Raw genomic sequence first — 22,732 nt, forward strand, 5'->3', positions numbered from 1 at the left:
GACTACGATTTCCAAGAAGTGTCAACGTAGCAATAAAGATCGCCATTTGCAAATGTCTGAACGGCATTCAGAAAGAGAGAGCACCGCTGAAAACGCAACACTCCGAAACCATGCCTACAGAGGCTCGCCATTCGGTGCTCTTTTCGACAATATTTGACCGCTGCCGTCGAGAACAAAAAGCAAATGGCCCGCCTGCATTGCGTAATTGATCAGATCTTCGAAGATGATGGCCTGGATCTCCATGGTCTGCCCCCGATTTTTGGCCAGGTGCAGGATCCCTTGCATGGCGGCATCCCTATCTTTGAACAGCGGGATAAAATGGATATCGTGTTCGGCATCATACTGGCCGATGATGGTTTCGTTATTGCCCGGATTCTGTACAGCCACATAAACCCAGGCATGGGGATCGATCGTCGTGTCCATAGCGGATGTCCCTGACGGTGGTCTTATTGGGTGCCCATCCACAAATGGCCAATGGGTCATTTCCTGGATGGGCTCGCTTTGTTCATGGATAACCGAGGAACGGCAACGGCATCCAACACCCTTGTCTAGTGATCAAAACGTGTCGTAAATCTGGCCTTATATAGAGAATGCGGCCATCACCTGTCAAGAACAGGGATAGGCGTCCAGCCAGGTCATTTTTTCCACGCCATCGGCTCCGAAAGACCGGTCTGCCTACACCATCGGTTTCACAGGGAATGGGAAATAGCGCTTTACATTTGGCTCGACTTGATTATATTTTTGCGCGGTCGACCGACTGGAAAAACAAGGAGCCACCCATGGAACAGAGTTTCACCCTGCCCCAAGAGTTGCAGACGTCATTTCAAAGAATTATGCCCTATATGTCGGCCAGGTTGCGAAACGATCAACAGAGCATCGAGGCCATCGCACTCTATTTGAAACTTGGCGGAGAAAGGCTCGCCAGAATAGCCATCGACGCCTACAATCAGACCCACCGGCTCCAGGATGCCGCCGATCAGAAGCTGCGGCTCGAAGAGACCCTGCTCGCCAAGCAGATGGAAAATGAAAACGACGACGATGACGATGAAGAGGAAGAGGAAGGCGCCGAAAACAATAGTGAAACTGATGATCCGGACAATGACGGCTATTAGGTCGTCGTCCGGTTTCCGCCGCCTCTTCTAATGGCCGTCATGCCCCCCAAGCCGGAGAGCCGGGCCGATAACACCAGCCCCGCCCGATCGACAACAACGCCACTGATTCAAAATCCCACAGAACACAGCGACGCGCCCACACCGGTATTCGCCCATTTAGATGCCGAGCAAGCCCGGACCTACAGTCTGGTCCTGGCCGCTTCAGGCATCGCGCATGGCCTGTTTCATCGGAATGGACGCTGGTCGATCGGCGTGGCGCGTCAGGACCGTGCGGGGGCACTACGCGCCATATCCATGTATCGGGCCGAAAACCCAATGGCACCTGATCATGATGCCCCGCATCCGCCGGCGTCACCGCGGTCCATTTCCGCCCTTTATGTCGGCCTGTTGTTGGTTGTCGTTTATGTGGCCGTGACGACCAGCCGGCAAAAGGATACCTTGATTTCGACCTTTGGCGCCGATGCCCGCCAGATCGTGGATGGTGATGTCTATCGCTGCGTGACGGCGCTGCTGCTGCATAACGACATTTCCCACCTGCTGGCCAATCTGGTTGGCACGCTTCTCTTCGGCACCTTGGTGTCCGGCTACTGTGGCTGGGGAATCGGATGGCTTCTGATCGTGCTCTCCGGCGCGCTGGGCAATGGGTTGACCGCTCTTTGGTATGGCGACCAACACCTATCCATCGGCGCCTCGACCGGCATCTTCGCGGCCTTGGGAATCTGCGCCGTCATGGCGTTCTGGCGGCGCTACCAACACCACGGTCAAAGAGGACGTTCGTGGCTCTCGCTGGCCGGTGCGCTGGCCTTGCTGGGCTGGCTGGGCAGCTCACCCCGCAGCGATCTGGCAGCGCATCTGTTCGGGCTGACAGCGGGGTTCGGCTTTGGCGGCCTCTGCCTATGGGTTCTCGACCGGCCGACGTCCCGGCCGATGCAAACCGGGTCGTTTTTTTTGACCGTCGCTCTTCTGTTGGGAAGCTGCTGGTGGGGCTATGCCAAAGGGGGCCCTTAACCCCTTGGAGACTCTTCTTAAAGCGGGTAAGGCGTCAAACTCTCGCATCCGTCGGAGGTGACGAGAAGGGTCTGCTCGAACTGGGCCGACAGGGAACCATCTTTGGTCACCGCCGTCCACTGATCCTCCAGGATGATCAATTCGAAGGTGCCGAGATTAATCATGGGTTCGATGGTAAACACCATGCCCGGGACCAGATGTACACCCTGGCCGCGCTGGCCGAAGTGAGCAATCTGCGGCGGTTCGTGGAAATCGAAGCCAACGCCATGGCCCACGAAATCTCGCACCACTGAACACCCCTGGGCCTCCGCGTAGGTTTGAATGGCCCAACCGATATCGCCGATCTGGTTGCCCGGTTTCACCATGCCGATCCCCTCTTTCAGGCTTTGGCGTGCCGTTTCTACAATTCTGTGCGCTTCATGGCTGGGTGTCCCGATGAAAAACGTTTTGTTGGCATCGGCATAATAGCCGTCCAGTATGGTGGTCACATCCACATTGACGATATCGCCGTCTTTGAGAACCCGCGGTCCGGGGATACCGTGGCAGATCACCTCGTTGACCGATACGCAGACGCTTTTGGGATAACCCCGATAGTTCAGGGGCGCCGGGATCCCCTTGTGCTGAAGGGTGAACTCGTGGACCCAGGTATTGACGTCATCGGTGGTGATGCCGGGTTCCAGGCGGCTCTCCACCAGGTCCAGAGTCTCTACGACCAGTCTGCCGGTACGCCGGATACCGGCCACATCGGCTTCCGATTTCAATTTGATTTTCGGCATTTCAGGATGGGTGCGGGGACGCGACGGCCCCTCCTTGCCCAGGCAACAATGTTTGTATTTTTTTCCACTACCGCATGGGCAGGGATCGTTTCGTCCGATTTTTGCGCCTCTGACCGGCTGCTTAACCCTCACGTTTCACCTATCGTTGTCTATTTGACATTCTGGGAGGTTATCCCGATCGTCGAACCAACTTATACCCATCCCCCCATGGTGTCAATGTGCAGGGAAATAAGGTCGACGACCCGTTGGACCAACAATTCTAACTGAAAATGTTCACCCTGAAGGGCATGCTTTACAACAGGTGACGGCGTCGAAAAAAGATATGTGATACAAGATCTCGCATCGCAACGGACATGGCAGGCGTGGGTGGAGCACGTGGCCAGGGCCACGTGAGCCTGCAGTCTTAGAGCCAGTTAAATGCAAACGGCGGACAACCGGCCCAGGCTGTTTGAGCGCAGCGAGTTTCTGGACCGCCCGCCGGCATTTTGCTGTCTCTTGACCGCTTGGCGTGTGGCATCGGCCACCTGTCCCATCCACGCCGGGTTTGATGAACAGCATTCAGTTAGCATCCCTGCCGTTCGACCTGGGCGGTAGACAATTTCATTCCTTGAGGGTATATAAAACCGACCCTCACCTATATCTCATGAAACAAGGAGGCCTGGGTTCAGAATGGATCAAGATTGGGAAGACCGGATATTGTGCAGCGACGAGAGCTGTATCGGCGTGATCGGCCCCGATGGTCGCTGCAAAGAGTGTGGTCGGCCGTATGAAGGAGAGCTGCCCGGCACCGTTTCAACCACGCCACGTGCCGCAGAAGACGAGGAGCAAAGACAGCAAGACTCGGATATCGATGATCACCCTGCGCCGGATGACGAGACGGCCGCCTCCGACGATGAATGGGCACAACGCAGACTGTGCACAGATGAAAACTGTATCGGCGTCATCGGACCGGACGGCCGCTGCAAGGAGTGCGGCAAGCCCGCCTAACGGTAATGGCTGTATTGAACACCATAGCGTTTGGCCTTATAGGCGAACTTTCGGACCGTCGTCTTCAACACCTTGGCGGCCTCGGTAATGTTTCCCCGCGTATTTTTCAAGGCATCGATGATCATCTCTCTTTCCAGGTTGGCGACGGCATCCTCCAGGGAGAGTTCGGGCAGCGTGTCGGATTCCTTTCCCGTTTGCAGGGTGGGCGGCAGATGGTAGCTGTGAATGACACCGCCGTCGCATAACAGCACGGAACGCTCGATGCAGTTTTCCAATTCGCGCACATTGCCCGGCCAGTGGTAATCCATCAGCATGTCGATGGCCGGTGTTGAAAACCGTTTGATATCCTTGCCGTTTTCTTTGCCGTACTTTTCGAGAAAAAAATCGGCGAGCAGAAGAATGTCGGTCTTGCGCTCCCGCAAGGGCGGCATGTATATGGGAAAGACGTTGAGCCGGTAATAGAGATCCCCGCGAAATGAACCATCTTCGACCGCCTTTTCAAGATTCTTGTTGGTGGCGGCCACTATCCGCACATCGACCTTGATAGTCCGCTGACCGCCGACCCGTTCAAACTCCTTTTCCTGGAGCACGCGCAACAGATTAGCCTGCACATCCAGGCCGATGGAGCCGATCTCATCCAGAAAAAGGGTTCCCTTGTGGGCCAACTCGAACTTGCCCAGCTTCTGTTTGATAGCCCCCGTAAAGGCCCCCTTCTCGTGGCCGAAGAGTTCGCTTTCGATCAGATTGGCCGGAATGGCGGCACAGTTCACCTTGATAAACGGCCCCTTGGCCCTTGGGCTGTTGTAATGGACCGAATTGGCCACCAGTTCCTTGCCGGTGCCGCTCTCCCCGCGCACCAGGACCGTGGCGCTGCTCTTGCACACCTGGGAGATCATCTGGAACACTTCGCGCATCTTGTTGCTGTTGCCGACGATATTCGTCACGCGGTACTTGTTTTCCAGCTCGTCGCGCAGCCGTTTGTTTTCTGCGCGCAGTTGCTCTTTTTCCCGCCGGATGGTTTCTAAATTGATCACGTGCTGAGCGATCATCGTGGCCACTACGGAGAGCAGTTTCTGGCCATCCTTGAGGGAATAGTGCTGATCATATGGGCGGTCCACGCTCAGGGCGCCGACCACCTGGTTGCCCTTTTTGACTGGAACGCAGATAAATGAAAGCTCCTCGTAATCCTTCAATTTCTTACGCACGGCGGTGCGGTCCAGAAACATGGGCTCCTCGCTGATTTTGGGGATCGCCACGGCCTTGCCCGTTTGAATCACCCGGCCGGTGATGCCCTCACCCAATTTATACTTGACGCGCTCGATGGTGCTCAAGGACAGGTGGTGGGCCACCTCGATATTGATTTCGTTGTGCAGCGGGTCAAGGATCGAGACCGTGCCGCGCACCATGTTCATCGAACTGGACAGGATATCCAAGACTTTATATAAAGATTTTTTCAGTTCCAGATGCTCGTTGAGGGCCTGGCTGATCTCGTATAAAAGGGTGATTTCCTCGATGGGTTTCATCTGACTGACCACTCGCGTTCATGAGGTTAACAACAAATCTGCCGTCACGGCCCCACACCATAACAAATTTGTAACAAATGGCAAGCACAACTGTCCTTCATATCGACATGGATGCCTTTTTTGCCTCCGTGGAGCAACTCGATGACCCGGCCTTGCTCGGCCGTTGCGTGGTGGTGGGTGGTTCGCATCGCGGTGTGGTGGCGGCGGCCAGCTATGAGGCACGCAAATTCGGCATCCATTCGGCCATGCCGATGTTTCAGGCGCTCCGACGATGTCCGCACCTGATTGTCGTGCCGCCTCGCCGCAAGCGGTATAGTGAACTTTCACGACACATCATGGATATCCTCCGTTCGTTCAGCCCCCTGGTGGAACCGATTTCCATCGATGAGGCCTATATGGATATCGGCGGTTGCCAGAGGCTGCACGGCACGCCGCGGGAAACCGCTTTGGCCATAAAAAACCGAATTCACGGCCAAACCCGTCTCACCTGCTCGGTGGGTATCGCTCCCAACAAATTCATTGCCAAAATCGCTTCGGACCTGCGCAAGCCCGATGGGCTGACCGAAATCACCCCGGATCAAGTGGCCTCGTTTATCGACGCGCTGCCCATCGGCAAGGTGCCCGGCGTGGGACACCACGCCCTGCAGATCCTGAACGACTGCGGCATCTACACCCTGGGGCAGGTGCGCCTGTTTTCCATTGACCAACTGGTCAGACGACTGGGCAAGTTCGGATACCGCCTGGCGGCCCTGGCCAGCGGCCGGGACGACTCACCGGTGATTCCCGAAAGCGAGGCCAAATCGATCAGCAGCGAAACGACATTGGCGCAGGACACACGGGACCGCAACACCCTGGCCGGCCATCTGCTGGAACACGCCGAAAAGGTGGCCCACCAGCTCAGGCGTCATGACATGCGAGCACGCACGGTCACACTGATACTGAAGACGTCCGATTTCAAACGCCATACCCGTAGCCAGACACTGGCGCGTCCGGTGCAGGCATCGGAAGCCATCTATCAAACCGCCATCAGCCTGTTGAACGACTTCGTGCTGAGCCAGGATGTACGCCTGATCGGTGTCGGCACCGGCGGCCTGCAGCCCGCGTCGCAACCTGTGCAGCAATCCCTTTTCCCCGAGAGCCATGGCCATTCAGGCGTTCGATGGGAGAAGGTGGACCGCGCCATCGACGCCATTGCCGAAAGGTATGGTGAACGAACAATCCGACGGGGTACGCTGGCTGGGGATAAGGGCGAGGATTGAAGGCCCGGTCAAGGGGATGAGGTCCGATCCAACTCGAAAAGATAACGCACGCCGCTTTTCAGCATGGTCATCAAAATCAAGCCGAAGAACAGCGGGAACAGAATGCAATCGAACAAGTAGGCGGCGATCAATTTGAGCGTCGTGGCGGCCAGATGCTCGGTTTCCAGCTTGAGAAAGGCGGCCAGGGCTTTTACTTCACGGCCCATTTTGGATATTTTACCCTTAAAATCAAAGGGAGAGGTCTCATCCGCATCCTCGCCCTCCGGGAAAAAACGCCTATACAGCCCCTCTGGAGAGAGGGTGGAACCCAATGTTTCGAATTGGGCCTGGGAACTGTCGTGCAGGGGTTGGGTAATCCGCTGGGATATCAGTGAGGCGCCTGAAATGGTCAGCGGTAGCAGCAGATAGAGTGCCAGACATAGGGTAGCGGTGAAACGAACGCCTGCCTTGAGGATCGCGTGTCTTTGAAAGCGCCGCGGCCAGAGGCCGGCGGCCAGCCAGGCGGTAATCCACATCACTAGGAACAAGGCCAGGGCCCAGTGATCGACCAAGGCGAGGCCCTGTAACGCCAACTGCATCAAGGCAATCACGCTGGCCCCGGCCATGGCCGCTCGCCAGGCGATGTCCACGTAATCGTATACCGGCTGAACCACATCGCCCAGCTCGACGTTAACCCCTACACCCACCGAAGATCCCTCGACAATTGCCAGGCCGCTCTTAATCCCCGAAAGAATCATAAACCCGGCCAGCGCACTGTCGAATGCACGGTCGAGATAGCGGGTGTTGGTTTCCGTCAGCCGGTTCAACCCACACCACCCCAGCCCTCGATCGATCACCCCTCGGGCAGCCAACACGATGGCCGCCAGCAAAAGGATGGTGACGAGCGTTCTTTTTATCCATTGGGGCATGGGTCTTGTTTAATTCTAATGGATTAGGTTGGCCCCCTTTTCCGTAAGCTTCAGCCTCGGAATGGCACCCTTCATCTCGTATTTCACAAATCCCTTGGCGGCCAATTGTTTGATTGCCTTTTCAAAGTCTTTTTTCTCGTACCCGTTTAAAAAAGGCAAATATTCCTCGACAAGCCAGTTTTCCGGAAGCGTGTCGTTCTCTTCGCCTTCAATGGCCCTGAATTGATCCAATATGTCCTTCTTGATATCTTTGATCCCTCTGCTCATCGCCCATCCTCACGATTGATATGGAATGAACTCGATTTTCGCCCGCCGATGCTTGAACACAACCGGTCATTACGGCGATCGAAAAGCGTAAACGCACTTTTCCGCCCATCTGTCCGGATCGATGTCGACGGGCGTTCTTTTGCCTCTTCGTTGTGGCCTTGAACCATCCGGCACTTTTTCAATGCACCGTAAGTTAACGCATTTTAGTCGCTTTACAAGCGTCTGCCCTACATTGATTCGGTCCTCATTCAGGATGGATGACATGGTGCCCGGGCAGGAGGCGCCGGTCTTTAACAAGCTTCCTCTGTATAGCGCTTCTGGATGGATCGCAGCATCTCGTAGCGACTGAAAAAAATCTCGACCAGTTCGGGATCAAAATGGGTGCCGGCGTTTTTCTCGATCTGTTCACGAATGTCGCTTTCATCCCAAGCCTCTTTGTAAGTCCGCTTGGTACTTAGGGCATCGAAAACATCGGCCAGCGCCACGATACGACCGAACAGGGGGATTTCGTTGCCCTGTTTGCCGCGGACGCTGCCATCGGGCAGCGTATATCCCTTGATCGCAAGGCCGGTGCGGAAATCGACATGGCCGGGATAGCCCTTGCCGTCCCATCGCTCGTGGTGATTCAGGGCCACGATACCGGCCGCCTCGTCAAAATCCGATTGCTGCTGCTCGAACAGGCGCGCACCCTGGATCGTGTGCTGTTTCATGTCTTCATACTCGTCGGCATTCAACCGCGCCGGCTTTTTTAGAATCAGGTCCGAGGTCGCCACCTTGCCCACATCGTGAAGCATGGCGGCCATGCGCAGAACGTCACGGCTTTTGTCGATCACTTTATGGTCGATGTGATGCCGCAGGGCCCACTGCTCGTAGATTTCCACCGCAAAGCCGGCTACCCGATTGACATGAGGACCGGTCTCGCGCGGGTCGCGCATTTCGGCCATTCGGATCATGCGAAGAATCAGGGCGCGGGTCATCTGGGCGCGTTCCAGGGCAACGGCCGCTACCGATGCGAAATGGTGCATCATCAGTTCGTCCCGATGGGAAAATTCGGTGATGCGCCCTTCGTCATCCTGGGTGTTGATAATCTGCAGTATACCCAAAATATTACGATTGCTGTTCTCCAGGGGGATGGTCAGGACCGATTGGGTCTTATATCCCGCGGTTTCATCGAACCGCTTGCTGAAGCGGTACGGCAGGGTGGCCTCGAGGCGGTACACGTCCCGGATATTCAAGGTGCGCCCCGTGGCAGCGACATATCCGGCGATGCTTTTGGTATCGATGGGGATCTTGAAGGTCGAGTAGATCAGTTTTTCATTTCTGGGAAGCTTCTTCTGAAGGGTATCGTTCTGGGTGTATGAGAAGTTGAGCCAGTCCTCCTGGCGGATATAGATCGATCCGGCATCGGCATTGGCGAATTGGCGCGCGCGGGTCAAGACGCGTTCCATGAGGATGTCCAGATCGTTGATCTGGCTCAACTCGATCCCCAGACGCGTCAGACTGTCCAGTTTTTCCTGCTCGGTCAACATCCGGTGTCGCCCCCTCGGTGCCGGGCTGTCGGAATTTTCACAGGCAACGGGGAGGGTCGGATCGACCATTGTACCCGCACTACCGCCAACCGGTTTGGATTTGCAACCATATCAAACCGTTGCAATAACGTCAAGCGCCAAATGAGTGAGGGGCCGAAAAATAGGATGCGACATCCGCCGTTGGCCGATCGCATCAACGCTCCGACACGGCGGGCAAAACAATCGTGAAGGTGCTGCCCTTTCCCTGCACGCTTTCCACCGTGACCTGACCGCTGTGAGCCTGGACGATATGCTTGACAATGGCCAGGCCGAGGCCGGTACCGCCCATCCGGCGGCTGCGGGCCTTGTCCACCCGGTAAAAGCGCTCGAACAACCGGGACAGGTGCTTTTTGGCGATCCCGATGCCTTCGTCCTTAACCTGGATGTGCAACCGGCCGTCCATCGCGCGGGCGGAGAGCTCGATGCGACTGTGGGGCGGGTTATATTTCACGGCGTTGTCCAGCAGGTTGACGATCGCCTGCTCCATCAGATCGGCATCGAGGCGTGCCTTCAGCGTGTCCTCGCACACCATGTCGATGGTCATGGCTTTTTCATCGGCACCGGGTTGACATAACTGCACGGCAGCCTGCAGGATCGGCTGGACCGGAACACTTTCCAGGCGCACGTAGGGCTTTTCGGCGTCCTGCTCGATACGGGCCAGTTGCATCAAATCGTCTACGATGGCGGTGAGCCGTTTGACATGCCGCTCGATGATCGCCAAAAACCTTTTGACCTCTTCCGGATCGGCAACAGATCCCTGGCACAAGGTTTCCACAAACCCTTGAATGGCGGTCAGCGGCGTTTTGATCTCATGGCTGACGTTGGCGGCAAAATCGCTGCGCATGGTTTCCAGCCGTCGGAACTGCGTCACATCATTCATGACCAACAGCGCGCCCACGCGACGCCCCTGGTCATCGAAGAGCGGTGTGCAATGGGCGTTCAGGATCTGTTCGCCCGCTTGATACAAAACGATGTCTCCCTGCCCCACATCCCCATAGTCCAGGGTGGCCCGAACCATGTGATGCAACTCGCGGTTGCGCATCACCTCCTGGATGCTGCGTCCTTGCAGGGACTCGGCGCTGCCTTTCAACAGACGCAGGGCGGCGGCATTGTAATGGGTGATGCGTTCCTCGGCATCCAGGGCCACGACCCCTTCCACCATGCTGGAGAGCACTGCCTCGCTTTCGTTGCGCTGTTGCACGATAGCCTGAATACGCCGTTCGAGTTCCTGGGCCATCTGATTCAAGGCCTGGGCCAACCCGGCCAACTCGGCGGTTTGGGGCAGCACCAGCCGGTGGGATAGCTCACCCTGGGCGAAACGGGCCGCACTCTGGCGCATGATTTCGATGGGGCGGCTGATGCGTCGCGAGATGACCAGGCAAACCAACGATGCCAGCACGGCGACGACGATGCCCCCCATGGCCAACCGCAGCCGAAAGGCATCCAACTGCCGGTCGATGGCCGTCAAGGCGAGGGAGACACGCACGACGCCCTGGATAGCCTCTGCCTTGCCCGCTTCCGGCTTCAGCGGATAGGCCAGGTACATCATCTGCTGGCCCAGGGTATCGCTGTAGCGCAGGGAAGTCCCGATGTGGCCCGCCAAGGCCTGTTCGATTTCGGGACGATCCCCATGATTCTCCATCCTAAGCGGATCGGTCTCCGAATCGCCGACCACCTGGCCGTCGCGCAATATGACCGTCAATCGCGTGGGAATGTCGAGTACGGCCTGCTTGCATGTGCGATCCAGTGCCGGCTGATCGAGTGGTGCCATCAAAGGCAACAATTGATAGGTCAGAAAACGGGCCTGGTGCAGCAGGTCCTGGCGAACCTGGGACATGTATAACGATCGCATGGCATATGAGGCGTACCAACCGGTGGCCAGCAGGGCGATCAGAATCAGGACCAGATAAGAGGGGTACAGCTGCCAGACCAGGCGCCTGCGTTTGATCATACTCGATGCCCCCTCCTTTTCGGGTGCATGGAGCTCGTTGAGTTTCTTGAGTTTTAGGTTTTTCGGATTGGCGTGGGAAACATGCTATGCGGCGCGTTCAGTGAACCGATACCCCACCCCCCGGACGGTTTCGATCAAATGTCCCTTGTCGCCCAGCTTCTTTCGCAACCCGACAATCTGCACGTCCACGCTTCGATCGGTGACCGGGTAGTCGTCACCGCGGACCGCATCCACGATCTGCGACCGGGTAAAGACCCAACCCGGTCGACCGGCAAGAAAGGCCAGCACCTGAAACTCGGTGTAGGTCAAATCGACCGTCTGGTCACCGATGGACAAACTGCGTCGGCCGCGATCGATGTGCAGCCCATGGATGTGGATGATTTCGTCGTCGGGCGCCACCGGTGCGGCGCGACGCCTGAAAACCGCGCGCACCCGGGCGATCAGCACACGCGGGCTGAAGGGTTTGGTCACATAATCGTCGGCCCCCAACTCGAGCCCGGTGACGATATCCACCTCTTCGCCCTTTGCGCTTAGCATGACCACAGGAATCTGGCGGGTCTGCGAGTCGTTTTTCAACTTGCGGGTCAACTCCAGGCCATCGATGCCCGGCAGCATCAGATCGATGACCAACAGATCCACGTGATGGGACTTGATCTGACGCCAGGCCTCCTCGCCGGTTTCGGCACACAACACCTCATACCCCTCACGGCTGAGATGAAACCGCACCAGTTCGAGAATATCCTCTTCGTCGTCCACGACCAGGATGGTTTCCTTGCCCATATCCAAACCCTTCGTAGGTTTTGACGACACCGTAAAAAGTCCAATATCTGCGTTGCGCTCATCCCGTTGTCCTTGCGGCGTACGACAAGTACGCCTCAGGACACGGAATTTCGCGCGCCTTGATCTTGAACCTTTTACGGCGCCGTCTGGCAACGAGTTCTTACGAATCCATCAGGTTTTTATCCGACCCTTTTATCCGGCTCGGGTCCCCAGACTCGGAGACGCCATCCATGCGTGGCGGTCGAATTGACGTTTTTAACCTGTAAATGGTTAGCGTCGTGTTAGGGTCGCGTTAGGATAGGGTTATTTGCACGTAAATGGATAAAAATGATGCAGGCAGTAACCACCGGGGTCGCTGTACAGGACCTCTGTCTCGGCCATGCACCGGCCGATGGTTTCTCGGGACTCGGCTTCGTAATCGGGCCGCTGTTCCTCGGCTTTTTTGCAGGCCATGCAAATCGGTTCGTGGTCGTAAACGGACAGGATGCGCTTGTCGTCCTTTCCAAGGGCCGCGCCGCAGCGATGGCACGCCAACGCACAGGATAGTCTCTCTTCCCATTTGTCCATTGAATCCATCCTTTGATAAGAGTATGTCATACGTTCGTTTTTGCCGATTCGGGAAAATAATCATCATTGCGGATCGGCAAAGTTCAACTCATGGGGAAAGCCGCCGTGACCCTCTTTAACATCACCGCGATCGCCATCGCCCTGGCCATGGATGCCTTTGCCGTGGCCATCGCCGCCGGCATAAAACTGGGGAGGGTCGACCTGCGCCAGAATTTCAGACTGGCATGGCATTTCGGATTCTTTCAGGCGGCCATGCCCGTTATCGGCTGGACGGCCGGCCTGACCATCCGCCAGCATATCGAACGCTACGACCATTGGGTCGCCTTTGCCCTGCTGATCTTCGTCTCCCAGGGCATGCTGCGGGAAGCCTTCAGCGACTGCGACGATTCCCAATCCCCCAAAGACCCCACGCGAGGCGCGACCATGGTGATGCTCTCTTTGGCCACCAGCCTGGATGCCCTGGCCGTCGGCCTGAGTCTTTCCATGATCAACGTCTCCATATGGATGCCGTCGTTGATCATCGGCATGGTGGCCGCGGCATTCACCACCATGGGGATGCACCTGGGCAAACGTGTGGCCAAAGCCGCGCTGATCCGGCGCTATGCCGATGCCATCGGCGCGCTGGTCCTGCTGGCCATCGGCCTCAACATCCTGCGGGAACATGGGGTGTTTCAGGCCATTGGCGGATAACGGCGCATGTCAGGGTCGCAAGAATTTCCATCCCATGGGCGGCTGGGCCTCACGCCGGGCCCCGGTGTCCAGGAGTTCAAAAAGGATCACCTCCATGATATGCCATACCCTGACCCCCTCGCGGATGCATCCGGTCACGGTTTTGCCCTCCCGGCCGCAAGCCATGTGCATGTGCAGCAGCGGAGTTCCGTTCTCGTCCGGGAAAAGGGTGCCGGTACCGGCCACCTCGTGAACCTCGTCCAGTCGATGCATCATGGGAATGATGACGTCGGCCCGCCCCTCTTCCGGCCCCACCACCAATCGGCTCCCGGTATCCGCGCCACCAACGATGATGAGGGCGGCGGCCCGGACCTGCTGCTCCCGGGCAAAGCGTTCGATGGTCTCGTGCACGACGTCGCCATCTTCCAGGCGAATCACGAAGATCCGCCCCTGTCTGGCTTGAGAAAATTTCATGATAACATTCCTATCGAATGGGACCCATCACTCGATCATGGTCGCCGGCATCGACCGCAGCCGCGAATGACCTCAGGGAAGTTGCGGGCCGTCCGTGGGTGGCGGCGGCGCCTGGGCTGGTTCGGCAATCACATCCATAAAGGCGCGAAAAAGAACCACGTGGACAAATAGCGCGATCAAGGATGACACCGTATTGACCACGATGCGAAGAAACTCATTGCCGGTCAGGGTCTGGACTATAGAATCCGCCCCCAGCCCCAAGATGAAAATCGGTACATAGGTGACAAACAGCAGAACAAAAACGAGACCGATATGATTGCGGGTGTCTGCAAAACTTTTTTGTATGGCCACCTTAGGCGACACACCGAACAAGACCAGGTGGAATTCGGCGAACGCCAACCGCACGGCCAACCATATTCCCGGCAGGATCAGCATGCTGATTCCCAGTCCAATGATAAACACCGAGACCGTTTTAAGGATGAGCAACGGGAACCATTGCTGCAGTGCCGCGACGATCAACGCACCGTTACCGGGTTGCTCTTTACGGGCCCGCGCAGCCATCAATTGAATCAGTGCCGCAGTATAAAGGGGATAGATAAGCAAATTGAGCGCCAATGGTGAAAAAATGGCGAGCGGCGTCTCCCGGAAGTTCTTTGCCAAGATGAAATCAAAAAACGAAGCGGCAAACAAAAATGGCAGACACACGGCTATTATGGTTTTGATATGGCTGGTGAAAAACAGATAGGCGTCTGTCAGGATCGTCTGTATTTGGGCAGCCCGCGCATTTTGCATTCTTTTTCCCCGATCGAATTGTATGAAGAAAGCCAAATGCTTATCACGAGCCCGCCTGACATGCCAAGGCAAAAGCGGTGGTCGAGATAGGGTATCCCTAAAATTTGTATTGACAACTTTACAAATTTCCAGCATATCCTCTGCCATACGATTTCAAGGAAATGGACACCATGCTCAACCCCAACGCCCCCATTCCGCTCTACCGGCAATTGGCCGACCAGATTGCCGATGGCATCCGCAACGGGACCTATCGTCCCGGCAGTTGCATTCCATCCGAGCCCAAGCTGGTGGCCGAGCACGGCCTCGGTCGGCCCACGGTCAGACAGGCCATCGATCTGCTGGTCCGCAGGGGGTTGTTGACCCGCAAACGGGGCTCCGGCACCTATGTGTGCGACCCCCAACAAGAGGTGGACCTCTTTTCCCTGGACGGGACCAGTGCATCGTTTGCAAAAACCGGCGTCTCCGTCGACACCCGTATACTATCCCCCGCCACCCTGGAGCGGATATCGAGCCAAGGCGACAACCCGTTCAGCGACCAACAGGCCTACACCCTCTACCGTCTGACCCGCGTCGCCGGTGCGCCGGTGCTGGTGGAGGACATCTACCTGCATGCCACGCTCTTTGCCGGCATCGATCAAATGGACCTGGGCGGAAAGTCGCTGTCCGCCATCGCAGAGAAAACGTACTACCTTCGCCCGACCGGCGGAAAACAGAGTTTTTCTGTCAGCTACCCCGACGATCACATCGCCGGCTACCTGGGGGTATCCGCCAAAACACCCCTCCTGATGGTCAAGCGCTGGCTCCATTTCCCGCAAACCGCAAACGGCGTCTATGCCATACTTTGGTGTCGAACGGATCAATTCGTCTTTTCACAGACCATTGGAGGGACCGGATATGCATAAACGAGGATATTACGATGAATTCGGAGGGGCCTTCTTGCCGGAAATATTGGCGGCCACCTTTGACGAATTGGAGGCGGCCTTCGAGAAGGCCAAGTCCGATCCGGGCTTCTGGAGGTCCTACCAGGAGCTGATGGCCAACTATTCCGGACGCCCCACACCGCTGACCTTCGCCGAGCGTCTCACCCATCACTTCGGCGGAGCCCGCATCTACATCAAGCGTGAAGATCTCAACCATACCGGCGCCCACAAGGCCAACAACGTCATGGGCCAGGGCCTGCTGGTGAAACGCATGGGCAAAACCCGGGTCATCGCCGAAACCGGGGCCGGGCAGCATGGCGTGGCCACCGCCACCATGGCGGCCCGCTTCGGCTTCGACTGCACCATCTACATGGGAGAGGTGGATGTCCTGCGCCAGCGTCCCAATGTCTTCTGGATGGAACGCCTGGGAGCCACGGTGGTGGCAGTCACCAACGGCACGCGGATCTTGAAGGATGCCATCAACGAAGCCTTCCGGGATTGGGTGAGCAACATGGACACCACCCACTATGTTCTCGGCACGGCCTGCGGGCCGCATCCCTTTCCGGAAATGGTCACCTATTTTCAATCGATCCTGGGCAAGGAGGCCCGCCGGCAGATTCTGGAGGCGGAAAACCGCCTGCCCGACAAGGTCTTCGCCTGCGTGGGCGGCGGATCCAACGCCATGGGGCTTTTCTCCGGCTTCCTGGACGACCCGGTGGAACTGGTCGGCGTCGAGGCCGGCGGCAAGGGGCTGGACAGCGGCCTGCATGCCTCGCGGCTCAAGGCGCCCGATGCCAGTATCGGCGTGGCCCAGGGATACAAAACCTATTTCCTGCAAAACAGCGAAGGCCAGATGCGCGAGACCCACAGCATCGCCGCCGGCTTGGATTATATCGGCGTGTCGCCCATCCTCTCCCATTTCAAAAAAACCGGCCGGGCACGCTTCGAAGCGGCCACCGACGACGAGGTGGTGGCGGCCCTCGACCTGACCATGCGCAAGGAGGGACTTATTCCGGCCCTGGAGTCGGCCCACGCCTTCGCCCAAGCCTTCAAGGAGGCCCCTTGCATGCGACCGAAGCAGATCATCATCATCAACCAGTCGGGCCGCGGCGATAAAGACATCTTCACGATCGCCGATGCCTTCGACGATCCCAAGTGGCAGGCCTTCATATGTGAAAAGGCAAACGGCTATAAAAAAACCGGAAAGTAGGAAAGGTTTTCCACTTTCCAACCCATTCAACCTGGCGCCCGGCCACAAACAGGCCATTTGGCCGTTTGTGGATGAGCACAACCTGAAGGAATTCGAAGATGCTCGAAGCTTATATTCGCGGCCGACTGCGGCAAAAACAGATTTTATTGATGACCCACATCGTCATCGGCTACCCCTCCCTGGAAGCATCTCTCGACATCGTCCGCGCCATGGTGGCGGCCGGTGTGGACCTCATGGAGCTGCAGATTCCCTTTTCAGAGCCCATCGCCGATGGTCCGGTAATACTTAGGGCCAATCAGGCGTCTCTGGCCAACGGCATCACGGTGAGCGACTGCATGGATTTCGCCCGACGCGCCGCCGCCGAGTGCGACATCCCGTTCCTGTTGATGACCTATTATAATATCCTGTTCAAATACGGCGTAGACCGTTTTGCCGACCACATGGCCGCCGACGGGCTGCGCGGTGCCATCGTGCCGGATCTGCCTCATGAAGAGGGTCACACCTATCTGTCGGCCATGAACCGAAACGATCTCGCCCCCATCTTTATCTTCGCGCCTACCACCAGCGAAACCCGCATGCGTGAGATCGCCAGACACGCCGCAGGTTTTGTCTATTGCGTGGCGCGCAAGGGGGTCACCGGCCTGCAAACCGACTTTTCAGACACGCTGCAAAGCTATCTGGCGCGCTGCAGAGCGGTGACCGGACTGCCTCTGGCCCTGGGATTCGGCGTCAAGGATCGGGCGGATATCGAGTTTCTCACCGGTAAGGTCGACATCGCGGTCATCGGTACCCAGACGATCCGGATAGTCGAAGAGAGAGGGGTGGATGCCGTAGGAGAGTTCATTTCCAGTCTGAGATGATGTACCTTCGGGCTTGAGGTTCGGTGGATTGTTCTTTATTCGCATTCCCACTTGAGCTAAAGAGAACCTGTATGGTTATACCGAACTCACATATCCAGTCTGTTAAAGAGATTCTCCACCACCTGCCCTACACCACCACCCATCTTCCCGGCGTGGGGGGAGAGATCAAGGCGGCACCCGAACATTTCCAGGTTGAGGAAATCTTACCCTATGCACCCTGCGGGGAGGGCGAGCACCTATTTGTCACCCTGCGGCGGGCCGGCTGGAATACGGCCGATGTGGCGGCGGCATTGGCCAGGTGTTTCGGCCTGAAAAGCATGGAGGTGGGATGGGGCGGGCGAAAAGACAAGCAGGCAGTCACCACCCAGACCTTTTCACTGCACCTGTCCATGTCCACGCCGATGGACCGGATCGAAGCCACCCTGACCGAACTGCCCTTCACCATCCTTTCCGTTCAGCGCCATCGCAACAAACTCAAGACAGGCCATGTGGCCCGCAACCGATTTCGCATTCTGATCACACAGACCGCCCCCGGCGCCATCGATGCGGCGACGGCCATTGCCGAAGCCATTCGTCACAACGGCATCCCGAACTTCTATGGTGAACAGCGCTTTGGTATCGAAAAGGCCAACATCGACCGCGCCATGCAACTGGTCGAACGACAGCGGCCCGCGCGCGGCAAGCAGGAAGCCTTCCTGGTCTCGGTCATTCAAAGCGCGCTTTTTAACATCTGGCTGACGGAAAGAATCGGCCGGAATCAATACCATCAAATTCTCGCCGGCGATGTGGCCCAAAAAACAGATACCGGCGGGCTGTTCGTAGTAGACGATGTGGACGAAGCGATGGAAAGGTTTGGAAGGGGCGCCATTGTTTACACCGGCCCGATATTCGGGCCCAAAATGATGGCAGCCGGCCATCCGGCGGCCGAATTCGAAGCCCAGGTACTGAACCGCTTTGATCTGGATCTGGATACGTTCAAACGCCTCAGGGCCCCCGGCGCCAGACGCCAGGCCGTCCTGCGCGTCGACGATCTAACGGTACGATCAGAGCAAAACGGCCTGGAACTGGCGTTTACCCTGCCGCCGGGCGCGTATGCCACCATGATCACGCGAGAGTTCATGCGTCCCGCCGGGTAGTGCCTGGCTTTATTTCATGGGTAAAATGGGATAAACATCCAAACCGACGGCATTGACACCGTCACCGTTTGCAGCGTGGCTGTGGGCCTGCTCGGGCGGGCACCGCGGCTTGGGTTGGGTCGCAACGGCGCGGTTCTGTAAATTTCTCCACAGGGTGGACCGGAAGGAACACATATGGCGTCACTGAGCCGCTGGGTCATCTTCCTGGCCGCTTTTTTCTGCATATACGGCTCGCTTCATCTCTATATCCTGATCAAGGTGAGGCGCGCCCTCTATCTCGACAGGTGGAGCTACATCCTGTTGGTGGTGGTCTTGCTGTTTTTGATGACGGCGCCCATCAATGCGAGAATGCTCACCCAGGGATACCCGATCTTTTCTCTGGCGTTGACCTGGATCGGATACCTGTGGATGGCCTACCTTTTTCTTTTTGTTTGTCTGGCCATTCCTCTGGACCTCTATCATTTGATCGTCAGCGGGCTCCAACAGTTTTTCAATGTGGATTGGACCAATATCATGATGCTGCGGCGCAACAACCTCGCCCTGGTGGCGATCTGTGCGGGCGGCGTGATGATCTATGGCGCCTACGCGGCCTACCATGTCCGCATCGAACAGGTAGCCCTCAGCAGCGACAAAATCCCGGACACGGTCGACAGGGTGCGCCTCGTGCAGATATCCGATCTTCATTTAGGGCCGATGCTCTACCCCGGGCGCCTGCATCCGATCCTGGCGGCAATACGCCAGGCACAGCCGGACATCCTGGTTTCTACCGGCGACCTGATCGACGGGCCGTTCCGAGGGGAACAGGAAATCGCCGCGGCGTTGCGCGCCCTGCCGGCCAGGATCGGCAAATTCGCCGTGAGCGGCAACCATGAGCATTACTTCGGCATCGAAAGATCCATGGACTTCACGCGGGCAGCCGGTTTCAAGCCACTGCGCGGCGAGCGCGCCGATGTCGGCAACGGCATCGTGCTGGTCGGGGTTGACGATACCCTGGATGGGCACCCGAACAGTGGAAAAGAAAATGAGCTGCTCTCCCGCATATCCCCGGAACAATTTTCGGTATTGCTCAAACACCGCCCCCTTTTCGATGGGAATCGAATCGGTTACTTCGACCTGCAGCTCTCAGGGCATGCCCATAATGGCCAAATTTTCCCGTTCACCCTGGTTGTCAGGTTTATTTATCCCATGTCAGACGGCCTCTACCACATCGCCGAAAAGCATTACCTGTACGCCAGCAGGGGAACCGGCACGTGGGGTCCACCGATTCGCGTCCTTGCCCCCCCCGAAATCACGATCATCGACCTGCTGCCGGCAAAAAGCGGCAAGTCTGTGGCGAAGCCCCGGAAAACAGATCAATAAACAGCCGGATCGACAAGCAGCAGATTTGACAAAAGGCAGGCGTGGGCATATGGTGCGGCCGTTGCGAGCCGGAATACGACCGCCATGTAACGTGGGCCGACTGGCCGAAGAGCCGTACTAAAACAACATAGGGCAGCCCTTAAATGCAGATGAACGAAACGAACAACGATTTCTGGCAGAGCCATTCGATGAAGTTCCTCGAATGCGCGTTTCGCGCCGATCGTCAAGAGACCGTACACCGGGCTGACGGACATGGTAAAAAAACCGGCGAATGCGGTGATACCGTGGAATTTTTCCTCATGGTAAAGGATGACCGGCTGCAAACGATCTCTTATGCCGTCAATGGATGCATGAACACCAACGCATGCGCCAATGCCGTCATCGACCTGGCGGAAAAACGCCCGCTGGACGAGGCATGGGACATCACCCCCGAAATGGTTTCCGGATACCTGGAGACACTGCCCCAAAATCACTACCACTGCGCGGAACTGGCTGTCGGCGCATTTTATCTCGCCCTGGCCGATGCACGGCGAAGCCTTCAACACGCATGGAAAAGCAAGTACCGCTAAACGGGACTATCTAAAAAACCGGGATCGGAAGGGCTCCCGCCTCACCCGCCAACAACCCGCCGGCTGGCCATCTCTTTTAGAGCATCCTCGGCTGTGCCGTTACCCCCTTAAAACAAAGGCAAATTCGCTACAGCCGACCACAAAACCCCACCCCGTTTATTCTTGACATGAGATACCATCTTGACTATAGGTCGGTCTTTAATTCGGTTGACCATCTTACAACAGGGAAGCGCCGCCAGGGCCTTTTGTATCGAGCTTGGAAGCAGGGCGAGGAAATTCGCTTCCACAATTCTGGAATTGAGCCCCATGGAATTGATCGCGCAGCTGGAAAAACAAAAAGATGCATTGACCCAGAGCTGGTTTGAACGGGTAATCAACACCTACCCTCCCGAAACGGCCCATTTTCTGGCTAAGCAAAAAGACCCCTTCGCAAATCCGGTCGGTCAGACCACCTACCGGAGCCTGACCATCCTGGTCGATCTTCTCGGGCAAGGACTGGATAGAGAAGCCGCCCGGGATGCCCTCGACCCGATTATCCGCATCCGCGCCATTCAAAGTTTTACGGCCTCCCAGGCCACGGGTTTCGTTTTCGATCTGAAGCAGGTTATCCGCAAAAAATGTACCGTGAAACCCACCGACGCCGATCAAATGGACCACATCGACCACCTTATCGACCAGCTTGCGCTGATTGCATTTGATCTTTTCATGCAATGTCGTGAAAAAATTTACGATCTGAAAGCCAATGAAACCAAGCAACGCACGTTCAAGGCGTTTGCAAAAGCAGGTTTGATAAAGGAGCCGGAGGATGATTGAACCCGGTCCCACCAGGCAATTGAACGAACGTATGATCTCCGGGATCGAAAGATGCCCGGAGCGGACGTCGCTCAGTTGCCTGATCAGTTTTAAACCCTTTTCATATAGCGGGCCCCGACCATTGTTTCGGGGTCAAAAGTGAGGTGCGGGTAGATGAATAAATTTTACATGTCATCACTGCTGGCGGTATTCGTGCTGGCCCTGATCGCCTGGGTGGGTTCCTTGGGTCTACCCTGGCTTTTCGGGATTGTCTTGCCGTATCTGGCCGTCCTGGTTTTCATGGTGGGTGTCGCAAGGCGCATGATGGGCTGGGCGCGGTCGGCCGTTCCCTTTGCCATTCCCACCACCTGCGGTCAGCAAAAGTCTTTGGACTGGATCAAACCGGCCCGAATCGACAACCCCTCGACCAAGTTCGGCGTTTTCATCCGGATGGCTCTGGAAATCCTGACATTTCGTTCACTTTTCCGCAACACCCGCATGAAGCTGACCCATGAGGGGCGGTTCAGTTACAACCTGGAGATCTTCCTCTGGGTGGGCGCCCTGGCGTTCCATTACGCCTTTCTGGTCACCGTGCTGCGCCACTTTCGATTTTTCCTGGAACCGGTCCCCTGGTGTCTGCAAATGCTCGAAAGCGTGGACAGCTTCTTCCGGGTGGAAATCTCATATGATTTGATCCAGTTCGGACTTCCGGGCATCTACCTGTCAGGTCTGGTTCTGCTGGCTGCCGTGACCTATCTCTTCCTGCGGCGCCTCTTTATCTCCAAAGTCAAATACATTTCCCTGGCCTCGGATTACTTCCCCCTCTTTCTGATCATGGGCATCGCTTTCACCGGCATCCTGATGCGTTACTTCACGAAGGTGGATATCGCGAATATCAAGGAGCTCACCATGGGATTGGTGACGTTTCACCCCACCATCCCGGAGGGCATCAGCCCACTGTTCTACATTCATCTGTTTTTTGTCAGCGTGCTGCTGGCCTATTTCCCCTTCAGCAAGCTGATGCATATGGGCGGCGTCTTCCTGAGTCCCACACGCAACATGACGGCCAACACCCGCGAAGTCCGCCACGTCAACCCGTGGAACTACCCGGTGAAGGTCCACACTTACGAGGCCTACGAAAACGAGTTCCGCGAAAAAATGGTCGAAGCCGGATTGCCGGTGGACAAGATGCCGGAACCCACGCCTGAAGAACCGACCGCGGAAGAGGAAAAGGAGTAAACGATC

At 56.9% G+C, this 22,732-nt stretch carries 24 protein-coding genes; 13 read left to right on the forward strand and 11 right to left on the reverse strand.

The annotated features are described in order from the left end of the window. Positions 1-114: 114 nt before the first annotated feature. Complete coding sequence (locus DFT_RS21360; protein WP_054033263.1) at positions 115-423, reverse strand: hypothetical protein; 309 nt, start codon at positions 421-423, stop codon at positions 115-117. Positions 424-779: 356 nt separating this feature from the next. Between DFT_RS21360 and DFT_RS21365 the strand changes: the two genes are divergently transcribed. Next, entirely contained in the window at positions 780-1,112 is a 333-nt protein-coding gene (locus DFT_RS21365) for a hypothetical protein (RefSeq protein WP_054033264.1), read from the forward strand. A 39-nt stretch (positions 1,113-1,151) separates the two neighbouring features. Further along, positions 1,152-2,120, forward strand: a complete 969-nt coding sequence (locus tag DFT_RS21370; RefSeq protein ID WP_161807225.1) for a rhomboid family intramembrane serine protease — start codon at positions 1,152-1,154, stop codon at positions 2,118-2,120. A 17-nt stretch (positions 2,121-2,137) separates the two neighbouring features. Here DFT_RS21370 and map read toward each other — a convergent pair whose 3' ends face one another. Beyond that, complete coding sequence (map, locus tag DFT_RS21375) at positions 2,138-3,028, reverse strand: type I methionyl aminopeptidase (RefSeq protein WP_054033266.1); 891 nt, start codon at positions 3,026-3,028, stop codon at positions 2,138-2,140. Positions 3,029-3,565: 537 nt separating this feature from the next. Between map and DFT_RS21380 the strand changes: the two genes are divergently transcribed. Then, positions 3,566-3,883 (forward strand): hypothetical protein, encoded by a 318-nt coding sequence (locus DFT_RS21380; RefSeq protein WP_054033267.1) that lies wholly within the window; start codon positions 3,566-3,568, stop codon positions 3,881-3,883. Here DFT_RS21380 and nifA read toward each other — a convergent pair. Continuing rightward, positions 3,880-5,406 carry a nif-specific transcriptional activator NifA gene (nifA, locus tag DFT_RS21385; protein ID WP_054033268.1) on the reverse strand — a complete coding sequence of 509 codons (1,527 nt, stop codon included), beginning with the start codon at positions 5,404-5,406 and terminating at the stop codon, positions 3,880-3,882. The two genes, DFT_RS21380 and nifA, sit on opposite strands and share 4 nt — an antisense overlap. 77 nt (positions 5,407-5,483) lie before the next feature. On the opposite strand from nifA, the gene DFT_RS21390 reads away from it, so the two are divergent. Continuing rightward, positions 5,484-6,665, forward strand: a complete 1,182-nt coding sequence (locus DFT_RS21390; protein ID WP_076750826.1) for a DNA polymerase IV — start codon at positions 5,484-5,486, stop codon at positions 6,663-6,665. An 8-nt stretch (positions 6,666-6,673) separates the two neighbouring features. Here the strand turns inward: DFT_RS21390 and DFT_RS21395 are convergent, their stop codons facing one another. The 6 genes from DFT_RS21395 to DFT_RS21420 all read right to left on the reverse strand — a co-directional run bounded on the left by DFT_RS21395 (position 6,674) and on the right by DFT_RS21420 (position 12,706). After that, complete coding sequence (locus tag DFT_RS21395; protein WP_054033269.1) at positions 6,674-7,573, reverse strand: hypothetical protein; 900 nt, start codon at positions 7,571-7,573, stop codon at positions 6,674-6,676. A gap of 15 nt (positions 7,574-7,588) precedes the next feature. Beyond that, positions 7,589-7,840: a hypothetical protein gene (locus DFT_RS21400; protein ID WP_054033270.1), complete on the reverse strand. Its 252-nt coding sequence runs from the start codon at positions 7,838-7,840 to the stop codon at positions 7,589-7,591. A gap of 290 nt (positions 7,841-8,130) precedes the next feature. Beyond that, positions 8,131-9,369, reverse strand: coding sequence for an HD domain-containing phosphohydrolase (locus tag DFT_RS21405; protein ID WP_054033271.1), 1,239 nt, complete (start codon positions 9,367-9,369; stop codon positions 8,131-8,133). Between the two features lie 193 nt (positions 9,370-9,562). Next, positions 9,563-11,359 (reverse strand): two-component system histidine kinase PnpS, encoded by a 1,797-nt coding sequence (pnpS, locus tag DFT_RS21410; protein ID WP_054033272.1) that lies wholly within the window; start codon positions 11,357-11,359, stop codon positions 9,563-9,565. A gap of 84 nt (positions 11,360-11,443) precedes the next feature. Then, positions 11,444-12,139 carry a response regulator gene (locus DFT_RS21415; RefSeq protein WP_054033273.1) on the reverse strand — a complete coding sequence of 232 codons (696 nt, stop codon included), beginning with the start codon at positions 12,137-12,139 and terminating at the stop codon, positions 11,444-11,446. A 303-nt stretch (positions 12,140-12,442) separates the two neighbouring features. Beyond that, positions 12,443-12,706, reverse strand: a complete 264-nt coding sequence (locus DFT_RS21420) for a hypothetical protein (RefSeq protein ID WP_054033274.1) — start codon at positions 12,704-12,706, stop codon at positions 12,443-12,445. A gap of 66 nt (positions 12,707-12,772) precedes the next feature. Between DFT_RS21420 and DFT_RS21425 the strand changes: the two genes are divergently transcribed. Continuing rightward, a complete protein-coding gene (locus DFT_RS21425; RefSeq protein ID WP_235506296.1) occupies positions 12,773-13,396 on the forward strand; it encodes a manganese efflux pump MntP in 624 nt (207 codons plus the stop codon). Between the two features lie 9 nt (positions 13,397-13,405). On the opposite strand, the gene DFT_RS21430 is transcribed toward DFT_RS21425, so the two are convergent. Together DFT_RS21430 and DFT_RS21435 are read right to left on the reverse strand one after the other, a co-directional pair. Beyond that, positions 13,406-13,849: a PPC domain-containing DNA-binding protein gene (locus DFT_RS21430; protein WP_054033276.1), complete on the reverse strand. Its 444-nt coding sequence runs from the start codon at positions 13,847-13,849 to the stop codon at positions 13,406-13,408. 72 nt (positions 13,850-13,921) lie between these two features. Then, positions 13,922-14,788 carry a YciC family protein gene (locus tag DFT_RS21435; protein WP_152972113.1) on the reverse strand — a complete coding sequence of 289 codons (867 nt, stop codon included), beginning with the start codon at positions 14,786-14,788 and terminating at the stop codon, positions 13,922-13,924. Between the two features lie 23 nt (positions 14,789-14,811). Here DFT_RS21435 and DFT_RS21440 point away from each other — a divergent pair, with 23 nt between their 5' ends. The 8 genes from DFT_RS21440 (at position 14,812) to dsrM (ending at position 22,726) form a co-directional block, all read left to right on the forward strand. Then, positions 14,812-15,543, forward strand: coding sequence for a GntR family transcriptional regulator (locus DFT_RS21440; RefSeq protein WP_054034090.1), 732 nt, complete (start codon positions 14,812-14,814; stop codon positions 15,541-15,543). Beyond that, on the forward strand, positions 15,536-16,771 hold the full coding sequence (trpB, locus tag DFT_RS21445; protein ID WP_054033278.1) for a tryptophan synthase subunit beta: 1,236 nt from the start codon (positions 15,536-15,538) through the stop codon (positions 16,769-16,771). Before DFT_RS21440 ends, trpB begins: the two co-directional genes overlap by 8 nt. Before the next feature lie 98 nt (positions 16,772-16,869). Next, entirely contained in the window at positions 16,870-17,631 is a 762-nt protein-coding gene (gene trpA / locus DFT_RS21450) for a tryptophan synthase subunit alpha (RefSeq protein ID WP_054033279.1), read from the forward strand. A 71-nt stretch (positions 17,632-17,702) separates the two neighbouring features. Continuing rightward, a complete protein-coding gene (truD, locus tag DFT_RS21455) occupies positions 17,703-18,767 on the forward strand; it encodes a tRNA pseudouridine(13) synthase TruD (protein ID WP_054033280.1) in 1,065 nt (354 codons plus the stop codon). A 174-nt stretch (positions 18,768-18,941) separates the two neighbouring features. Further along, positions 18,942-20,126 (forward strand): metallophosphoesterase, encoded by a 1,185-nt coding sequence (locus tag DFT_RS21460; RefSeq protein ID WP_054033281.1) that lies wholly within the window; start codon positions 18,942-18,944, stop codon positions 20,124-20,126. 149 nt (positions 20,127-20,275) lie between these two features. Continuing rightward, a complete protein-coding gene (locus DFT_RS21465) occupies positions 20,276-20,695 on the forward strand; it encodes an iron-sulfur cluster assembly scaffold protein (RefSeq protein WP_054034091.1) in 420 nt (139 codons plus the stop codon). A gap of 306 nt (positions 20,696-21,001) precedes the next feature. Beyond that, entirely contained in the window at positions 21,002-21,508 is a 507-nt protein-coding gene (locus DFT_RS21470) for an RsbRD N-terminal domain-containing protein (protein WP_054033282.1), read from the forward strand. Positions 21,509-21,661: 153 nt separating this feature from the next. Then, positions 21,662-22,726: a sulfate reduction electron transfer complex DsrMKJOP subunit DsrM gene (gene dsrM, locus DFT_RS21475; RefSeq protein WP_054033283.1), complete on the forward strand. Its 1,065-nt coding sequence runs from the start codon at positions 21,662-21,664 to the stop codon at positions 22,724-22,726. Positions 22,727-22,732 lie beyond the last annotated feature (6 nt).

The organism is Desulfatitalea tepidiphila, from assembly GCF_001293685.1.
GTDB lineage: Bacteria > Desulfobacterota > Desulfobacteria > Desulfobacterales > Desulfosarcinaceae > Desulfatitalea > Desulfatitalea tepidiphila.